Origin of the sequence: Salmonella sp. JXY0409-18 (assembly GCF_020268625.1) — a bacterium.
GTDB lineage: Bacteria > Pseudomonadota > Gammaproteobacteria > Enterobacterales > Enterobacteriaceae > Salmonella > Salmonella enterica.
In genome coordinates this window covers 4,062,595-4,080,793 of the sequence record NZ_CP084216.1, presented here as the reverse complement: position 1 = coordinate 4,080,793, position 18,199 = coordinate 4,062,595, and the positions used below count along the sequence as shown (strand labels likewise).

Sequence of the window (18,199 nt, the reverse complement as noted above, 5' to 3'; positions counted from 1 at the left end):
CTTTTTTTACCCTCCAGAAGGCACCCGATACGCCTGCGCAAAATTTGTTTCGCCCGCGCGTTGCGAGTAGACTTCGTGACCTTGTCTTAAACTGGAGAAAGAATCATGAGCGAAACGGCAACCTGGCAGCCGAGCGCGTCCATCCCCAATTTATTAAAACGTGCGGCGATTATGGCGGAAATCCGTCGTTTCTTTGCCGATCGTGGAGTGCTTGAGGTTGAGACGCCCTGCATGAGTCAGGCGACGGTCACAGACATTCATCTGTTCCCGTTCGAAACGCGTTTCGTCGGACCTGGCCATTCCCAGGGGATGAACCTCTATTTAATGACCAGTCCGGAATACCATATGAAACGCCTGCTGGCGGCAGGGTGCGGTCCGGTTTTCCAGCTATGCCGCAGTTTCCGTAATGAAGAGATGGGACGACATCATAATCCGGAATTCACCATGCTGGAGTGGTATCGCCCGCATTACGATATGTACCGCCTGATGAATGAAGTGGATGATTTGCTTCAGCAAGTGCTGGATTGTCAACCTGCGGAAAGTCTCTCCTATCAACAGGCGTTTCAGCGCCATCTGGAGATTGACCCGTTATCAGCAGATAAAACGCAACTGCGTGAGGCGGCGGCAAAGCTTGATTTAAGCAATATCGCTGATACGGAAGAAGACCGTGATACGTTGCTGCAACTGCTGTTCACGATGGGGGTTGAGCCGCATATAGGTAAAGAAAAGCCGACCTTTATTTATCACTTTCCGGCAAGTCAGGCATCGCTGGCACAAATCAGTACCGAGGATCATCGCGTCGCCGAGCGCTTTGAGGTGTACTACAAAGGTATTGAGCTGGCGAATGGTTTCCACGAACTGACGGACGCACGTGAGCAACAACAGCGCTTTGAACAGGACAATCGTAAGCGCGCCGCGCGCGGTCTGCCGCAGCAGCCGATTGACCAAAATCTATTGGATGCGCTGGCCGCCGGTCTACCGGATTGTTCCGGCGTGGCGCTGGGTGTTGATCGTCTGGTGATGCTGGCGCTGGGAGCAGAAAGCCTGGCGGACGTGATTGCTTTTACGGTCGATCGGGCGTAAATCTGAAATTCACTCTTTGGCGAGATAAAATGGCGCAATAAGCGCCATTTTGTAGCATATTTTTTCAATTATCCTCTGTTTGCCACAACATAAGGCTGGAACTTTGATGCCATTTAGGTATCAATCCTGTGTTGATTTTTTTATCGCTGACCTTTGTAAAAAAGAAGGCGGCGTCAATCGGTGAGCGGCGTCTGGCAAACGCGCTCGAGCGTAAGGGATGGTTGAATGACCCACACGATAAAAAAGATGAGCCTTATTGGGCTTATCCTGATGATTTTTACTTCTGTTTTTGGTTTTGCGAATAGCCCGTCGGCGTTTTATTTAATGGGGTATAGCGCAATCCCGTGGTATATATTTTCTGCCTTGCTGTTTTTTATTCCATTCGCCTTAATGATGGCTGAAATGGGTTCCGCTTATCGCAAAGAAGAGGGCGGGATCTATTCGTGGATGAATAATAGCGTGGGGCCACGTTACGCGTTTATCGGCACGTTTATGTGGTTTTCATCGTATGTCATATGGATGGTAAGTACGGCGGCAAAAATTTGGGTACCGTTTTCTACTTTTGTTTTTGGCGCCGATATGACGCAGCACTGGCGTATTGCGGGGCTTGAGCCTACGCAGGTTGTCGGGCTGCTCGCCGTCGGCTGGATGATTCTGGTGACGTGTGTCGCCGCCAGAGGGATCAATAAAATTGCGCGAATTACGGCGGTCGGAGGTATTGCCGTAATGTGCCTTAATTTAGTTTTATTGTTAGTGAGTGTCGCTATTTTGTTATTAAATGGTGGGCATTTTGCACAAGAAATTAATTTTACCTCGTCACCGAATCCGGGTTATCACTCCGGCCTGGCAATGTTGTCATTTGTGGTATTTGCTATTTTTGCTTACGGCGGTATTGAGGCTGTCGGCGGACTGGTGGATAAAACCGAGAAACCGGAAAAGAATTTTGCGAAAGGTATTGTTTTCGCGGCTATTGTGATTTCAATTGGTTATTCTTTGGCGATCTTTTTATGGGGCGTCAGCACTAACTGGCAACAGATATTAAGTAATAGCGCCGTTAACTTAGGGAATATCACCTACATTCTGATGTCGAGTTTAGGCACGACATTAGGTAACGCGTTAAACCTTTCTCCGGACGCAGCGATGACGGTGGGCGTCTGGTTTGCGCGTATCACCGGCCTTTCTATGTTTCTGGCTTATACCGGCGCGTTTTTTACGTTGAGCTATTCACCGCTGAAAGCCATTATTCAGGGGACGCCAAAAGCGTTGTGGCCCGCGCCGATGACGACACTGAACGCTAACGGTATGCCGGCGACCGCTATGTGGCTACAGTGCGTGCTGGTGAGTCTGTTTATTTTGCTGGTCTCTTTTGGCGGTGACACCGCATCGGCGTTTTATAACAAACTCACGCTGATGGCGAACGTCTCAATGACCTTGCCATACCTGTTCCTTGCGCTGGCATTTCCCTTCTTTAAAGCGCGTCAGGATCTGGAGCGGCCATTTGTTCTCTTTAAAACCAAAGCCTCTACCCTGGTCGCGACGGGTGTTGTGGTGCTGGTGGTGACGTTTGCCAACGTCTTTACCATCATCCAGCCGGTGATTGAAGCTGGGGACTGGGACAGCGCCTTGTGGATGATCGGCGGCCCGATCTTTTTCTCGCTGCTGGCGATGGCGATTTATCAGAATTACAGCAGCCGCATGAGCGCCGATCCGGAGTGGGCGGCGGAGTAAAGGCCGTATGCCGGATAAGACCCGACGGGTCGCATCCGGCATTTCTTGCCTGGATCATGCGCTACAAACTGCCCGCCGGGCGGCTGGTTTTACCCGCTGACGTTAACGTTCTCCCCGTTTGTTTACCGCCGAGACTCTCCAGACGCATCTGGAACGGCGGGAACGGCATATCAATACCGTGCTCGCGGAAGCCCGCCAGAATCAATTGGTGGATCTCATGGCGTAATGGCATACGGTGTCCCATTTCCGCGGCATAGATACGCAGTTCGAAAATTTGAATACCCTGCTGGAGATCCACCAGAAAGATTTCAGGCGGCGGGTTGTCCAGCACCAAAGAACAGCGCTGCGCCGCCGTCAGCAGAATTTGCGTCACCTCTTCGCTATTGGCATCCGCTGGCGCCGGGATGGTTAACACCACGCGCGTAACGGAGTCAGACAGCGACCAGTTGATAAACTGTTCGGTGATAAAGGCTTTATTCGGCACGATAATCTCTTTACGATCCCAGTCGCTGATGGTGGTGGCGCGGGTATTGATTTTGGTCACGCTGCCGGTGAGATCGCGAATGGTCACCGTATCGCCGATACGAATCGGCTTTTCAAACAAAATAATCAGGCCGGAGATAAAGTTAGCGAAAATTTCTTGCAGGCCAAAACCAAGCCCAACGCCGAGCGCGGCCACCAGCCATTGTAGCTTCGACCACTCAATGCCGATCATCGAGAAACCGACCAGCCCGCCAATCAGCATTAACAAATATTTGGTGATGGTCGTGATGGCGTAACCGGTACCAGGCGTTAAATCGAGATGCTGTAATAACGCCAGTTCCAGCAGCGCAGGCAGATTACGCACCAACTGCGTGGTTATGATAAAGACCAGAATCGCAATGAGCACCGCCCCGAGGGTAATCGGCTCCAGGCTTTCCACGCCTTGCACCGTAGAGGTGACATCCCACAGCGAAATATTCTCCAGGAAGCCGAATGCCGAGTGAATTTCCGACCACAGTACAATTACCGATAGTAGGGCGATAAGCATCAGAATTGAGCGGACCAGACGCAGCGACTGAGCGCTAATAGCGTCAAGATCGATTTCACTTTCATCGATGTCGACCGCGCCTTCCAGGCTGGAGGAATGCGCCGGTTCTTCTTCGCCGCGCGCGCGCTGCGCCAGCATTTCCGCCCGACGATGTTTGGCGCGGTCAAAAGCCAGTCGGCGTCGTTGGATCAGCATCCAGCGGCGAATGACGTGATAAATGACCAGCAACAGGAACCAGATGGCGACCGAGGTTTCCAGTCTCGCCAGTAGCGCCTGCGCCGTGGCCAGATAACCCACTGCCGCTGCCAGAATCGCGATAAGCGGCGCGCCCATCAACATATTCCACAGCAGGCTGTTGACCATGTTGTCGCCGTTGCCTTCTTTATCAAGATAGAGCGGGATGCCCGCTTTTTTCAGACTCAGCGTGACCAGCGCCAGCGCGCCGCATATCAGGATGAAGCAAAGGCGGCCCAACGAGCCGGAAAACTCCCGATCGTTAAGATTATCAAACATGATCACTGCCATGATGAGCGGCACGATCAGCCCAATGCTCATCAGGTAGTAGCGCATCGCTTTCGCTACCCGGTTTCGCGGCCAGCCAAAATGCGCCACAAACAGGCCATTAGGGCGGGCAAACGCGGCGCAAATCATGACTACCCACAACAGCGGTACTGTCGCCGTCACGCCATCGCCGATGGCGACGGCCAGCGGATACGGCCAGGCTTCCTGTAGACCATAGCCGAGCGTCGCCCACAAGACCGGCAGCGGCGAGGCGACCAGAATCGACCAGAACACCGTTCGCAGCGTCAGCGAGAAGTGATCCTGGGTGACTTTCCCGACGCGCGAGGCCGAGCGCTCAAGGAACCGGTTGAAGTGTTGGCGTGAATAGAGGCTAAACCCGACCAGCGCCAGCGCGCCGAATAACGGCAGTAGCGTCTCTTTGCTGGTCAGCATCATGATGCTGGCTTTACCTAACTGATTAAACGTATCTAATGAGATAAGCCGGCGTAAATCCTGAACCAAATCAACAGGCCAGGAGAGCGATAGCGGGCTAACGTCAGCGGTCCAGAACAGATAACGGTGGGTCGCTTCATTAACCTCTTTAAGCGCATCCTCCAGTTGGCTGTTGGAGACTTTCAGTTTGGTCAGCTCCAGGATCAGCGTGTCGCCGCCCTGTAACAAAGAGTTGAGCAGCTCGCGCTGAGTGCGAAGCTGGGCGTCAAGGATCTGGTTTTGCTCGGCGGTCAGCGGCTGTCCATTGGCCTGACGTATTTGCCGTAGCTGCGGCTGCTTATTGAGTAACTCTTCATAGCGCATACGGTGGACGCGTAGCTGCGCCATTTCCGTATCAAGCTGCTGCGGCTTAGGCATCTCTGGCAGACGGGCGACCTGCGCGCGCAGCGCTTCGCCAAGCATGTTGGACACGCCAAGCCATTGCGACTGCTCCCGCAGCGTATTGAGCGCCTGGCGCACCTGTAACGTTTGGCTGGTAGCCTGTCGCTGCTGCGAGGCGACCAGATCCATCCGCTGCGCTTGTTGATTGAGTGCCTGTGACAGCTCGCGGTTGACTTTAAATTGTTCGACGATGCCTTCCGGCAAACCGGCGCTGTTTTCCGCCAGCAGCTCAGTGCTTTCCAGCGCGCGTTCCGCTTCACGTTGACGCAGGCTATTGAGCTGATTGCGCAGCGCCTGAAGATACGCATCCAATTGCTGACTCTGTTTTTCCGCCAGCTCGGAACGCAGACGAGCCAGTTCCTGCCGGTTGTTGGCGGACAGTTGCGCCAACTCCAGTTCGTCGACTAACGCTTTTAGTTTGGCGGACTCCGCCTGCATACTGAGACTTTGCGCCTGGCTAAGCGCGGCACTTCCGCCTGCGGCGCCGAGCCGTCGCTCAATCTCATTAAGCTGGCGGCGGGCATCGTTTTGCTGTTGGGGAAGCTGGCTGAGCGAGTCGGCGATCTCCCTGACGCGCTCCTGCTCCTGTTGCGCCTCGCGGGTTTTATCCAGTAGCTGGCTGCTAACCTGCAAGATCTCCTGATTTAACGCTTCGGTGGACATCTCTGGCGGTACGCTGCGAGGTTCATCGCGCAGATTATTCAACTGGGCGCGCAAGGTGGCGGATAGCTTAGGGAAATTATCAATAACGTGTTGATATTGTTTCGCACGCTCAAGCGAGCCTTTTCGCTCTTCAAGCGCGTTTAACGCAGTCTGGAGCGCCTCAACGGCTTCCGGCTGAGCGGGCTTCGCCGCTTTTGCCTGCTCCAGTTCCTGCGTGATTTGTTTGGCGTCGGGGGCCGTTGCGGCGAACGCCCCCGTGCTGAGGCACCAGGCCATCAGAAAAGCGATAATCAGGCGCACGTCAGCATTCTCTCTTGATTAGGTGTCGTCTTTTTTATTGTCAACCAGCGGGCTGGCGTCGTGTTCGGCTTTAATTTCTTCTGCCGGCAGCGGAGCAGGTTCTACCTCCGGCGCGACGAATGTTTCGGTCGACGTCGCCAGCGGTTGGCCAATTTTGGTAACGGACAGGCTTGCCAGCGACGCGATCAGATTCACTTTCCCCGGCGCAAATAAGTTGATGACCGTGGAACCCAGTTTAAAGCGTCCCATCTCCTGGCCTTTCAACAAGGCGACAGACCCTTCATGTTCGCCTTCTGGCCAGGTCCAGCGCTTGATGATGCCTTCGCGCGGCGGGGTAATGGTCCCCGCCCAGACGGTTTCGATACTGCCGACAATAGTTGCGCCGACCAGAATCTGCGCCATAGGGCCGAACTCGGTATCAAACAGACAGATAACGCGCTCGTTGCGGGCAAACAGGTTGGGGACGTTTTGCGCGGTCAGATGGTTAACGGAGAACAGATCGCCCGGTACGTAGATCATTTCACGCAGGATGCCGTTGCATGGCATATGCACGCGATGGTAGTCGCGAGGGGAGAGGTAAGTGGTCACAAACGTGCCGTTGCGAAACTTATCCGCCATCAGGTAGTTACCCGCCAGCAACGCTTCAAGGCTGTAATTATGGCCTTTGGCCTGCAAAATTTTATCTTCTTCGATACGACCTAACTGGCTTATCACGCCGTCGGCAGGCATCACCAGGATGTTAGGATCGGTATTGAGCGGACGCACGTCATCACGCAGCGGACGAACAAAGAAATCATTGAACGTACGATAGCTGGCGGTATCCGGTTTTTGCGCCTCAGTCATATCAACTTTGTAATACTTTACGAAGAGATCGATAACCAGTTTTGTCAGCCATCCTGCTCGTTTGCTTGCGCCCCAGCCCGCCAGGCGAGTGAGCCATAGTTTCGGCAGAATGTATTGTAGCGAAAGTTTAAATGAGTTTAACAAGGTAGCCTCCAGGCCATTGTTGTTCCTGAACCGGCAGTTATACCGGTATCCTGAAAAAAGGGGACGATTCTAACGACGCCTAGCGTATCTGTCAGTCGTCCGTATCAGAAAAGTTTTTACGCGTTTTTACCTGCGCCATACTTTCAAGAATTCGGTGATAATTTTCGAAACGGGTTTCCGCAATAGCGCCGTTCTCTACCGCTTCGCGAATGGCGCAGCCTGGATCGGCGTCATGCTTGCAGTCCCGGTATTTGCAATGTCCCAAATAGTCATGAAATTCGACAAAGCCCCGGGTGATTTGTTCCGGCTCCAGATGCCATAAGCCGAACTCGCGCACGCCGGGGGAATCAATGACATCGCCGCCATGCGGGAAATGATACAGACGAGCAGCGGTAGTGGTATGTTGACCCAGACCGGAGACATTCGACACATCGTTCGTCAGAATCTCGTTCTGTAAGCCGAGTAGAGCGTTTAGCAGACTGGATTTTCCGACGCCGGACTGCCCGGCAAAAATACTGATGCGACCGGTTAATGCCTCTTCCAGCGGTTTCAGACCATCCTGCGTATGGCTGGAGACCATCAGCACGCGATAGCCGATATTGCGGTAGATATCCATCTGCTCATTAACGAAGTCCATACCTTCGTCGTCCAGCAGATCAATTTTATTGAGTACGATAAGCGGCTCAACCTGTAGGGTTTCACAGCCGACCAGATAGCGATCGATGATATTCAGCGACAGCTCCGGCAAAATCGCGGAGACGATAACGATTTGGTCAATGTTGGCGGCAATAGGCTTCACGCCGTCGTAGAAGTCCGGGCGCGTCAATACCGAGGTGCGCTCATGCACCGCTTCAACGATGCCTTTTACGTTGACGCCCTCTGCGGCGGCTTTGCCCGGACGCCAGACGACGCGATCGCCCGTCACCAGCGAACGGATAGTGCGGCGGATATTGCAACGGTGAACCTCGCCGTCAGCAGACTCCACATCGGCATGCATACCAAAACGGCTAATGACGATACCTTCTGCAGGCTCGCCAAACAGGTTGTCATCGTAGTCGGCTTTCTCCACGGACGTTTTTAAACGACGCTGGTGATTGGCGTTCACACGGCGCTGCTGGCCTTTGGAGAGTTTATTTTTGCTCAATCGTACTGGCTCCTGGTCGCCCATAGTGGGCAAAACATCTATGATACACGCAATTGTAGATGAATATAGTCACAGTGAATGTGACCTCTGAAGGGTGGAAAATAGCATGAGTGCCGATGAAAACAACCTGATTTGGATCGATCTGGAGATGACAGGTCTGGACCCCGAGCGCGATCGCATTATTGAGATAGCCACGCTGGTAACGGATGCCAGCCTGAATATTCTGGCGGAAGGGCCGACGATTGCGGTACATCAATCCGATGCGCAACTGGCGTTAATGGATGACTGGAACGTGCGCACCCATACCGGCAGCGGTCTGGTAGATCGCGTTAAGGCAAGTACGATGGGCGAACGAGACGCTGAACTGGCGACGATTGAATTTCTGAAAACGTGGGTGCCTGCGGGTAAGTCGCCGATTTGCGGTAACAGTATCGGTCAGGATCGTCGTTTTCTGTTTAAATATATGCCGGAACTGGAGGCTTACTTCCACTATCGCTATCTGGATGTCAGTACGCTCAAGGAACTGGCGCGCCGCTGGAAGCCGGAGATTCTGGCCGGCTTTACCAAGCAGGGCACGCACCAGGCGATGGATGATATTCGCGAGTCGGTGGCGGAGCTGGCTTACTACCGCGAGCATTTCATTAAGCTGTGAGGCGTAACATGCCGGATGGCAACGCCAGAGCGTCTCATCCGGCAGCTCTCCCGCCACTGAATTACTGCGTAAACCATTTCTCTTGCATTTGCGCATATTCCGGCGACGCTTTCACCTTGTCGAGCGCGGCATTAATTTCTTGCAATAGCGCGTCATTGCCTTTGCGTACCGCAATGCCTAACCCTTTTCCGTAGTAGTCAGGATCGCTGGCGCGTTCATCCATGATGGCGTAATCCGGATTGTTTTTTAGCCACTTTCCAATCGCGGCGACATCGCCAAACACGCCCTCAAGACGGTTATTTTTCAGATCGGTAAAGGCGTTTAGATAGCTGTCATAGGCGACAGGCGTGATAGCTTGTTGTTTATCCTGCAAATAGCGCTGATGCGTTGTACCGTTTTCCAGACCGACTTTTTTGCCTTTCAGATCGGCAAAAGTGTGATAAGCCCCTTTACGCGTGACGACTACCGCCGATAAACCTTCGTAATAGGGTTGGCTAAAGGAGACCTGCTGCTCACGTTTGGGCGTCATATCCATACCGGCGATCACCGCATCAAACTTTTTGAAGCGTAGGCCGGGGATCAGACTATCAAAGCTCTGGTTAGTGAATGAGCACTCCGCTTGCATCTCTTTGCAGACCGCGTTGGCGACATCAATATCGAAACCAACAATTTTATTATCGGCATCGACAAACTCATAGGGCGCATAGGTGGCGGAGGTGCCAAAATGTAATGTTCTGGCGGAAACGGAAGCGGCGTGAACGGAGAGGCTGGCTAACAGCATGACAATAAGTTTTTTTTTCATCTTGATCCCTGATATCAATTGGATGTTGTGGTCACCGTGCTATTCTTTTTTTGGCGCAGGGTGCTATTCTGATTCTGTGCCTTTAGGCGTGGCGTGAAAAGTTTTTTGTTGCATAGCGCGCGCTTTGCTCGTTTTTTGTCTTGTTTGGTGATTTAATCAGCATTCAAACAAAAATCGCGAAAAAATGCGTTCAGGGGCTTGCAGCTAAATGGATTTCTCGTATAATGCGCCTCCCGTAACGACGCAGAAATGCGAATTACGACAGCAACAAATTTGCGGGAATAGCTCAGTTGGTAGAGCACGACCTTGCCAAGGTCGGGGTCGCGAGTTCGAGTCTCGTTTCCCGCTCCAAAATTTGAAAGTACTTGTTAAGTACAAACCACCAATCGCAGGATTTCGAATTGCGACAAGGCGGCAACTGAACGAGTCCTCAGGAGCTTACTGAAGTAAGTGACTCAGGCGAGTGAAGGCAGCCAACGCAGTAGCGGTTCGAAAGACGAAGATTATGCGGGAATAGCTCAGTTGGTAGAGCACGACCTTGCCAAGGTCGGGGTCGCGAGTTCGAGTCTCGTTTCCCGCTCCAAAATTTGAAAGTACTTGTTAAGTGCAGACCACCAATCGCAGGATTTCGAATTGCGACAAGGCGGCAACTGAATGAGTCCTCAGGAGCTTACTGAAGTAAGTGACTCAGGCGAGTGAAGGCAGCCAACGCAGTAGCGGTTCGAAAGACGAAGATTATGCGGGAATAGCTCAGTTGGTAGAGCACGACCTTGCCAAGGTCGGGGTCGCGAGTTCGAGTCTCGTTTCCCGCTCCAATTCTTATCTACAGTAAAATTATCCACAACGAATATCGCGTTGGGGCACGTTTTGTTCCGCTTTCGTCAGATCCTTGTAAACAGACTTATCCACAGGTTGGCCCATTACTCCTGGAATGCAAAAAATTATACCTGACGCGTAGAATTTCTATAATTTACTGAAAAATATAGAAAAAATAAGATTTCAAAACGTTAGCGTTATTGACTGTTCCTTTTTTCCCTCTTGAATCGCAATGTGTTTTTATTTTTATACACAGCCTGTGAATAATTCAGGCATCGCGCACCAGCCCTTTTTCAATCACCCTGACCAGACGCTGTTTTTTCGGTAGCTGCACTTCAATGATGCAGGCGTTGCGCTTTTCAATTTGTTGCGCAATCGCCCATTCGATATGCTCATCGAGAAGTGGATGCTCACCCTTGCGGCTTTCCAGCGCCGTAATGACGGCATTACTCCACGGCGCATTCCCCAGCGCGACGGCAACATTGCGCAGCCAGCGTAAATGACCAATGCGCCGAATCGCAGAACCTTCAGTGACTTTCAGAAACTGCGCTTCGCTCCAGCTAAACAACTCAACCAAATCTGGGTTATGCAGCGCCTTGCGTGGGCTAAAATCTGCTTCGTCGGTCAACTGAGAGTAACGATTCCACGGACAGATAAGCTGGCAGTCATCGCAGCCGTAAATACGGTTGCCTATCAGTGGGCGAAATGCTTCCGGAATAGCGCCTTCCAGCTCAATGGTGAGATAAGAAATACAGCGCCGCGCGTCCACCGTATACGGTTCGACAATCGCCCCGGTCGGGCAAATGGTCATACAGGCGACGCATTTGCCGCAACCTTCCTCGACCGGCTGGTCGACCGGCAGCGGTAAATCAATCAACAATTCCCCCAGGAAAAAGAATGAGCCTGCCTCCCGATTAAGGATAAGTGAGTGCTTACCCGTCCAGCCAAGTCCGGCTTTTTCCGCTAATGGGCGTTCAAGAATAGGCGCAGAGTCGACAAACGGTCTAAAATTCAGCGAACCGCAGTACTGCTGGATCTGCTCGCCCAGTTTTTTAAGGCGGCTGCGTAATAGCTTGTGATAATCACGCCCCAGCGCATATCGGCTAACGTAGCCCAGCGTGGGATCCTTCAACGTACTGGCAAACGCGGCGTTGGCGGGCAGATAGTTCATGCGCACGCTGATGACACGTAGCGTACCGGGTAAGAGTTCATGAGGCCGGGCGCGCATCATACCGTGGCGCGCCATCCATGCCATCTCGCCGTGGTATTGTTTGTCCAGCCACGCCTGCAGCGCAGGTTCGGATGCGCGCAGATCGGTATCAGTAATACCGACCTGCTGAAAGCCCAGCTCCAGCCCCCACTGCTTAATATTTTGCGCTAACTGATTGAGATCGAGGGGCTTTGACATGATGGACCATAACATGAAGAAAAACCCTGTAAGTATACCACACTCCATTTGGCCCGCCGATGACATCAAACGGCTGGAACGCGATGCGGCGGATGCCTTCGGACTCACACTCTATGAATTGATGCTGCGCGCTGGCGACGCGGCATTTCGGGTAGCCCGTGACAGTTATCCTGACACCCGACACTGGCTGGTGTTGTGTGGTCATGGCAACAACGGCGGCGATGGTTACGTCGTGGCGCGACTAGCGCAAGCGGCGGGCATTAGCGTAACGTTGCTGGCGCAGGAGAGCGATAAACCGTTGCCTGAAGAAGCGGCGCAGGCGCGCGATGCCTGGCTGAATGCCGGCGGCATTATCCATGCTGCCGATATTATCTGGCCGGAAGCGACGGATCTGATTATCGACGCGCTGCTTGGCACCGGCATAGCCCAGGCGCCGCGCGACCCGGTAGCCGGTCTGATTGAACAGGCGAACGCCCATCCTGCGCCGGTTGTCGCCGTCGATATCCCGTCAGGCCTGCTGGCGCAAACGGGCGCCACGCCTGGCGCGGTGATAAGCGCCGCGCATACGGTCACGTTTATCGCCCTGAAACCAGGCCTGCTGACCGGCAAAGCGCGTGACGTTACCGGCATATTGCATTATGACGCGTTGGGACTGGAAGGCTGGCTGGCAAACCAGACGCCGCCGCTCCGGCGTTTTGACGCGACGCAGTTGGGGCAATGGTTAACGCCGCGTCGACCGACCTCGCATAAGGGCGATCATGGTCGTCTGGCGATTATCGGCGGCGACCAGGGAACAGCGGGCGCAATTCGGATGGCTGGCGAGGCGGCGCTGCGTACGGGGGCTGGGTTGGTCAGAGTTCTGACTCGCGGTGAAAACATCGCGCCGTTGCTGACGGCCCGCCCGGAACTGATGGTACATGAACTCACGCCTCAGTCGCTGGAAGAGAGCCTGACCTGGGCTGACGTTGTGGTGATCGGCCCGGGGCTTGGGCAGCAGGAATGGGGCAAAAAAGCCTTACAGAAAGTAGAAAACGTCCGTAAACCTATGCTGTGGGATGCGGATGCGTTGAACCTACTGGCAATCAATCCTGATAAACGTCACAATCGCGTGATTACGCCGCATCCGGGAGAGGCTGCCCGCCTGTTAGGATGTTCTGTGGCAGAAATTGAAAGTGATCGCTTACTTTCAGCGCAGCGTCTGGTAAAACGGTATGGAGGCGTGGTCGTGTTAAAAGGCGCAGGAACGATTATCGCCGCTGAACACCACCCTCTGGCTATCATTGACGCTGGTAATGCAGGGATGGCGAGCGGCGGGATGGGCGATGTCCTGTCCGGCATCATCGGCGCATTGCTCGGACAGAAGTTTACCCCGTATGATGCGGCATGTGTGGGATGTGTGGCTCACGGCGCGGCGGCGGACTTACTGGCAGCGCGTTATGGCGCTCGCGGCATGTTGGCGACCGATCTTTTTACTACGCTGCGGCGTATTGTTAACCCTGATGTGATTGACGTAAACCATGATGAATCGAGTAATTCCGCTACCTGACGAACAGGCGACGCTAGACCTGGGGCAACGGGTAGCCAACGCCTGTGATGGCGCGACCGTTATTTATCTGTATGGCGATTTAGGTGCCGGTAAAACGACGTTTAGCCGGGGATTTTTACAGGCGTTAGGCCATAACGGTAATGTAAAAAGCCCCACCTATACGCTGGTAGAGCCTTATGCGCTTGATAACATGATGGTATATCACTTCGACTTGTACCGTCTTGCGGACCCGGAGGAGCTGGAGTTTATGGGCATTCGCGATTATTTCGCCAACGACGCCATTTGTCTGGTGGAGTGGCCGCAACAAGGTAAAGGCGTTCTCCCCGACCCGGACGTCGAAATCCATATTGATTACCAGGCGCAGGGGCGTGAGGCTCGCGTAAGCGCGGTATCCTCATCGGGTCATTCGTTACTGGCGCGTTTAGCCGATTAGCTATAAAGGTGGCGGGATGATTTATCGCATCAAAAATGCCGTAATAGCAGCCTTAATCCTGCTGTGCGCGCAGGCGGGCGCCGCCAGTCTCTCTGATATTCAGGTGTCCAACGGCGAGCAGCAGGCGCGCATTACGCTGAGTTTTATCGGCGATCCGGAATATGCTTACTCACAGGACGGTAAACGTACCGTGGCGCTGGATATCAGGCAGACCGGCGTGATTCAGGGGCTGCCGCTTCAGTTTAGCGGTAACAATCTGGTGAAAACGATCCGTGCCGGAACGCCGAAAGATGCGCAATCTTTACGGTTGCTTGTCGATCTGACGGAAAATGGTAAAACCGAGGCTGTGAAGCGGCAAAACGGCGGCAACTATACGGTCATTTTCACCATTAATGCCGATGTTCCGCCGCCACCGCCGCCTGTCGTCGCGAAACGGGTTGAAAGCGCGCCCCGCCCGACGGAGCCGGCCCGTAATCCGTTTAAATCTTCTGATGATCGCCTGACCGGCGTAACCAGCAGCAATACCGTTACGCGGCCTGCGGCGCGCGCGTCGGCAGGCGCTGGCGATAAAGTGGTGATTGCTATTGATGCCGGACATGGAGGCCAGGACCCCGGTGCGATAGGCCCGGGCGGTACGCGCGAGAAAAATGTCACCATCGCCATCGCGCGTAAGTTACGCACATTGCTGAATAACGATCCGATGTTTAAAGGCGTGCTGACGCGTGACGGCGACTATTTTATTTCGGTGATGGGGCGGTCTGACGTGGCGCGTAAGCAAAACGCCAACTTCCTTGTCTCTATTCATGCGGATGCCGCACCAAATCGCGACGCCACCGGCGCCTCCGTCTGGGTATTGTCCAATCGTCGCGCGAATAGCGAAATGGCAAACTGGCTTGAGCAGCATGAGAAGCAATCCGAACTGTTAGGCGGCGCTGGCGATGTGCTGGCGAACAGTCAGTCAGACCCTTACCTGAGCCAGGCGGTACTGGATTTGCAATTCGGTCATTCGCAGCGGGTAGGGTATGATGTGGCGACGAACGTGCTAAGCCAACTGGATGGTGTGGGGTCGCTGCATAAACGTCGCCCGGAACACGCGAGCCTGGGCGTGTTGCGTTCGCCGGATATCCCGTCCATTTTGGTGGAGACGGGCTTTATCAGTAATCACGGCGAAGAGCGATTGCTGGCGAGCGACCGCTATCAGCAGCAGATTGCTGACGCTATATACCGGGGGTTGCGTAAGTACTTTGCAGCGCATCCGATCCAGTCTGCGCCGCAGGGCGGCCCAGGCCAGACGGCCAGTACCAACCAGCCTGGCGCCATAACCGCCGCGAATTAAGGAGATTTCATGCCGATTCAGGTTCTGCCGCCGCAGCTTGCGAACCAAATCGCCGCTGGCGAAGTGGTGGAACGCCCTGCGTCGGTTGTTAAAGAGCTGGTAGAGAATAGTCTGGATGCAGGCGCCACCCGCGTTGATATCGACATTGAGCGTGGCGGCGCGAAGCTTATTCGTATTCGCGACAATGGCTGCGGCATTAAAAAAGAGGAGCTGGCGCTGGCGCTGGCTCGTCATGCCACCAGTAAGATCGCCTCGCTTGACGATCTGGAAGCGATTATCAGTCTGGGATTTCGCGGCGAAGCGCTGGCGAGTATCAGTTCGGTCTCGCGTTTGACGCTAACGTCGCGCACGGCGGAGCAGGCGGAAGCCTGGCAGGCGTATGCGGAAGGGCGTGACATGGACGTGACGGTAAAACCCGCCGCGCACCCGGTCGGCACCACCCTGGAAGTTCTGGATCTCTTTTATAATACGCCCGCCCGGCGCAAATTCATGCGTACCGAAAAAACGGAATTTAATCACATCGATGAGATCATCCGTCGTATTGCATTGGCCCGTTTTGACGTCACGCTTAACCTGTCGCACAACGGCAAATTGGTACGGCAGTATCGCGCTGTCGCAAAGGACGGGCAAAAAGAGCGCCGGTTAGGCGCCATCTGCGGGACGCCGTTTCTCGAACAGGCACTGGCGATCGAGTGGCAGCATGGCGATCTGACCCTGCGCGGCTGGGTCGCCGATCCGAATCACACCACCACGGCGTTAACGGAGATCCAGTACTGCTATGTGAATGGCCGCATGATGCGCGACCGCTTGATCAACCATGCCATTCGCCAGGCCTGTGAAGATAAACTGGGCGCGGACCAACAGCCTGCGTTTGTGTTGTATCTGGAGATTGACCCGCATCAGGTGGATGTCAATGTTCATCCCGCCAAGCACGAAGTGCGTTTTCATCAATCCCGGCTGGTGCACGACTTCATCTATCAAGGGGTGCTGAGCGTTCTGCAACAGCAGACGGAAACGACGCTGCCGCTGGAGGATATTGCGCCAGCGCCGCGGCATGTCCCGGAAAACCGTATCGCCGCCGGGCGCAACCATTTTGCTGTACCCGCCGAGCCAACTGCGGCGCGCGAGCCCGCGACACCGCGTTATTCCGGCGGCGCATCGGGCGGTAACGGCGGGCGTCAGTCCGCAGGTGGTTGGCCGCACGCGCAGCCAGGTTATCAGAAGCAGCAGGGCGAGGTTTATCGCACGCTTTTACAGACGCCGGCGACGAGCCCCGCGCCGGAGCCGGTTGCGCCTGCGCTTGACGGACATAGCCAGAGTTTCGGTCGCGTACTGACAATAGTCGGCGGTGACTGCGCGTTGCTGGAACACGCGGGGACTATCCAGCTCTTGTCGCTGCCGGTTGCGGAGCGTTGGCTGCGTCAGGCGCAGCTTACACCGGGTCAAAGTCCGGTTTGCGCGCAGCCGTTGCTGATTCCGCTGCGTTTAAAAGTGAGCGCCGATGAAAAAGTCGCGCTGCAAAAAGCCCAATCTTTGTTGGGAGAATTGGGTATTGAATTTCAGTCAGATGCGCAGCATGTGACCATTCGGGCGGTGCCTTTACCCTTACGACAACAAAATTTACAAATCTTGATTCCTGAACTGATAGGCTACCTGGCGCAACAGACCACATTTGCAACGGTCAATATTGCACAATGGATAGCGCGTAATGTGCAGAGCGAACATCCGCAGTGGTCGATGGCGCAGGCCATATCGCTGCTGGCGGATGTTGAGCGGCTATGTCCGCAGCTGGTAAAAGCGCCGCCGGGTGGCCTGTTACAACCTGTTGATTTACATTCGGCGATGAACGCCCTGAAGCATGAATGATGTAAGCAAGGCGAGCCTGCCTAAGGCGATATTTTTGATGGGGCCGACGGCCTCCGGCAAAACGGCGCTGGCGATAGAACTGCGTAAAGTTTTGCCAGTAGAGTTGATAAGCGTTGATTCCGCCCTCATTTATCGGGGAATGGATATTGGCACGGCTAAGCCGAATGCCGATGAGCTGAAAGCGGCGCCGCATCGACTGTTAGATATACGCGACCCGTCGCAGGCGTATTCGGCGGCGGATTTTCGCCGCGACGCGTTAGCGCAAATGGCGGAGATCACCGCTGCGGGGCGTATCCCGCTGTTAGTGGGCGGTACCATGCTGTATTTTAAGGCATTGCTGGAAGGCTTATCGCCGCTGCCTTCAGCAGATCCGGAAGTCAGATCCCGGATAGAGCAGCAAGCAGCGGAGCTTGGATGGGAGGCGTTGCATCAGCAACTTCAGGAGATAGATCCGGTTGCCGCCGCGCGAATTCATCCAAATGATCCGCAAAGACTTTCCCGGGCACTGGAAGTTTTTTTCATTTCGGGTAAAACTTTAACGGAGCTAACGCAAACGTCAGGAGACGCGCTACCGTACCAGGTGCATCAGTTCGCTATCGCCCCGGCGAGCCGTGAACTGCTCCATCAGCGCATTGAACTGCGTTTTCATCAGATGTTGGCTTCAGGTTTTGAAGCAGAAGTCCGGGCGCTTTTTGCCCGAGGAGATTTGCATACGGACTTGCCTTCCATCCGTTGTGTGGGATACCGCCAGATGTGGTCATACATTGAGGGCGAAATCTCATATGATGAAATGGTTTATAGAGGTGTTTGCGCCACGAGACAGTTGGCGAAGCGCCAGATGACCTGGTTGCGCGGTTGGGAAGGGGTGCGCTGGCTTGACAGTGAGAATCCCGATCGGGCGCGAAAAGAAGTATTACAGGTTGTTGGTGCTATCGCAGACTGAATGTGTACAATTGAGACGTATCGTGCGCAATTTTTCAGAATCGAAAGGTTCAAAGTACAAATAAGCA

The 18,199-nt window shown here is 54.2% G+C and carries 13 protein-coding genes and 3 tRNA genes; 11 read left to right on the top strand and 5 right to left on the bottom strand.

The window, feature by feature from the left end; genetic code table 11:
* Nucleotides 1-105: 105 nt before the first annotated feature.
* Together epmA and yjeM are read left to right on the top strand one after the other, a co-directional pair.
* Nucleotides 106-1,083, top strand: coding sequence for an elongation factor P--(R)-beta-lysine ligase (gene epmA, locus LDB27_RS19885; RefSeq protein WP_000004797.1), 978 nt, complete (start codon nucleotides 106-108; stop codon nucleotides 1,081-1,083).
* A 225-nt stretch (nucleotides 1,084-1,308) separates the two neighbouring features.
* Complete coding sequence (gene yjeM / locus LDB27_RS19880; RefSeq protein ID WP_000149872.1) at nucleotides 1,309-2,811, top strand: glutamate/gamma-aminobutyrate family transporter YjeM; 1,503 nt, start codon at nucleotides 1,309-1,311, stop codon at nucleotides 2,809-2,811.
* A 61-nt stretch (nucleotides 2,812-2,872) separates the two neighbouring features.
* Here the strand turns inward: yjeM and mscM are convergent, their stop codons facing one another.
* From mscM to rsgA, 3 genes are all read right to left on the bottom strand, one after another.
* A complete protein-coding gene (gene mscM / locus LDB27_RS19875; RefSeq protein ID WP_001236755.1) occupies nucleotides 2,873-6,199 on the bottom strand; it encodes a miniconductance mechanosensitive channel MscM in 3,327 nt (1,108 codons plus the stop codon).
* 18 nt (nucleotides 6,200-6,217) lie between these two features.
* Nucleotides 6,218-7,186, bottom strand: coding sequence for an archaetidylserine decarboxylase (gene asd, locus LDB27_RS19870; protein WP_000934949.1), 969 nt, complete (start codon nucleotides 7,184-7,186; stop codon nucleotides 6,218-6,220).
* Nucleotides 7,187-7,277: 91 nt separating this feature from the next.
* The gene (gene rsgA / locus LDB27_RS19865) at nucleotides 7,278-8,330 is read right to left on the bottom strand and encodes a small ribosomal subunit biogenesis GTPase RsgA (protein ID WP_000041989.1); all 1,053 of its coding nucleotides are present in this window, start codon (nucleotides 8,328-8,330) and stop codon (nucleotides 7,278-7,280) included.
* A 106-nt stretch (nucleotides 8,331-8,436) separates the two neighbouring features.
* On the opposite strand from rsgA, the gene orn reads away from it, so the two are divergent.
* Nucleotides 8,437-8,982, top strand: coding sequence for an oligoribonuclease (gene orn, locus LDB27_RS19860; RefSeq protein WP_001271546.1), 546 nt, complete (start codon nucleotides 8,437-8,439; stop codon nucleotides 8,980-8,982).
* 61 nt (nucleotides 8,983-9,043) lie between these two features.
* Here the strand turns inward: orn and LDB27_RS19855 are convergent, their stop codons facing one another.
* Nucleotides 9,044-9,784, bottom strand: coding sequence for an arginine ABC transporter substrate-binding protein (locus LDB27_RS19855; protein WP_000727892.1), 741 nt, complete (start codon nucleotides 9,782-9,784; stop codon nucleotides 9,044-9,046).
* A gap of 275 nt (nucleotides 9,785-10,059) precedes the next feature.
* On the opposite strand from LDB27_RS19855, the gene LDB27_RS19850 reads away from it, so the two are divergent.
* The 3 genes from LDB27_RS19850 to LDB27_RS19840 all read left to right on the top strand — a co-directional run bounded on the left by LDB27_RS19850 (nucleotide 10,060) and on the right by LDB27_RS19840 (nucleotide 10,599).
* Nucleotides 10,060-10,135 (top strand) — tRNA-Gly (locus LDB27_RS19850).
* Nucleotides 10,136-10,291: 156 nt separating this feature from the next.
* A tRNA-Gly gene (locus tag LDB27_RS19845) sits at nucleotides 10,292-10,367 on the top strand.
* 156 nt (nucleotides 10,368-10,523) lie between these two features.
* Nucleotides 10,524-10,599: transfer RNA gene (locus LDB27_RS19840), tRNA-Gly, on the top strand.
* A 269-nt stretch (nucleotides 10,600-10,868) separates the two neighbouring features.
* Here LDB27_RS19840 and queG read toward each other — a convergent pair.
* On the bottom strand, nucleotides 10,869-12,008 hold the full coding sequence (gene queG / locus LDB27_RS19835; RefSeq protein WP_001615111.1) for a tRNA epoxyqueuosine(34) reductase QueG: 1,140 nt from the start codon (nucleotides 12,006-12,008) through the stop codon (nucleotides 10,869-10,871).
* Here queG and nnr point away from each other — a divergent pair.
* Genes nnr through miaA form a run of 5 tightly spaced genes read left to right on the top strand, consistent with a single transcriptional unit; the run spans nucleotide 12,007 to nucleotide 18,132 of the window.
* Nucleotides 12,007-13,554 carry a bifunctional ADP-dependent NAD(P)H-hydrate dehydratase/NAD(P)H-hydrate epimerase gene (gene nnr, locus LDB27_RS19830; RefSeq protein ID WP_000968673.1) on the top strand — a complete coding sequence of 516 codons (1,548 nt, stop codon included), beginning with the start codon at nucleotides 12,007-12,009 and terminating at the stop codon, nucleotides 13,552-13,554. The genes queG and nnr overlap by 2 nt on opposite strands.
* On the top strand, nucleotides 13,526-13,987 hold the full coding sequence (gene tsaE, locus LDB27_RS19825; RefSeq protein ID WP_000981984.1) for a tRNA (adenosine(37)-N6)-threonylcarbamoyltransferase complex ATPase subunit type 1 TsaE: 462 nt from the start codon (nucleotides 13,526-13,528) through the stop codon (nucleotides 13,985-13,987). Before nnr ends, tsaE begins: the two co-directional genes overlap by 29 nt.
* A gap of 16 nt (nucleotides 13,988-14,003) precedes the next feature.
* A complete protein-coding gene (gene amiB / locus LDB27_RS19820) occupies nucleotides 14,004-15,323 on the top strand; it encodes an N-acetylmuramoyl-L-alanine amidase AmiB (RefSeq protein ID WP_000640350.1) in 1,320 nt (439 codons plus the stop codon).
* A 9-nt stretch (nucleotides 15,324-15,332) separates the two neighbouring features.
* Nucleotides 15,333-17,189, top strand: a complete 1,857-nt coding sequence (gene mutL, locus LDB27_RS19815) for a DNA mismatch repair endonuclease MutL (protein ID WP_001122541.1) — start codon at nucleotides 15,333-15,335, stop codon at nucleotides 17,187-17,189.
* A complete protein-coding gene (gene miaA, locus LDB27_RS19810) occupies nucleotides 17,182-18,132 on the top strand; it encodes a tRNA (adenosine(37)-N6)-dimethylallyltransferase MiaA (protein WP_001000734.1) in 951 nt (316 codons plus the stop codon). The genes mutL and miaA overlap by 8 nt, the downstream gene beginning before the upstream one ends.
* The last annotated feature ends 67 nt before the right edge of the window (nucleotides 18,133-18,199 follow it).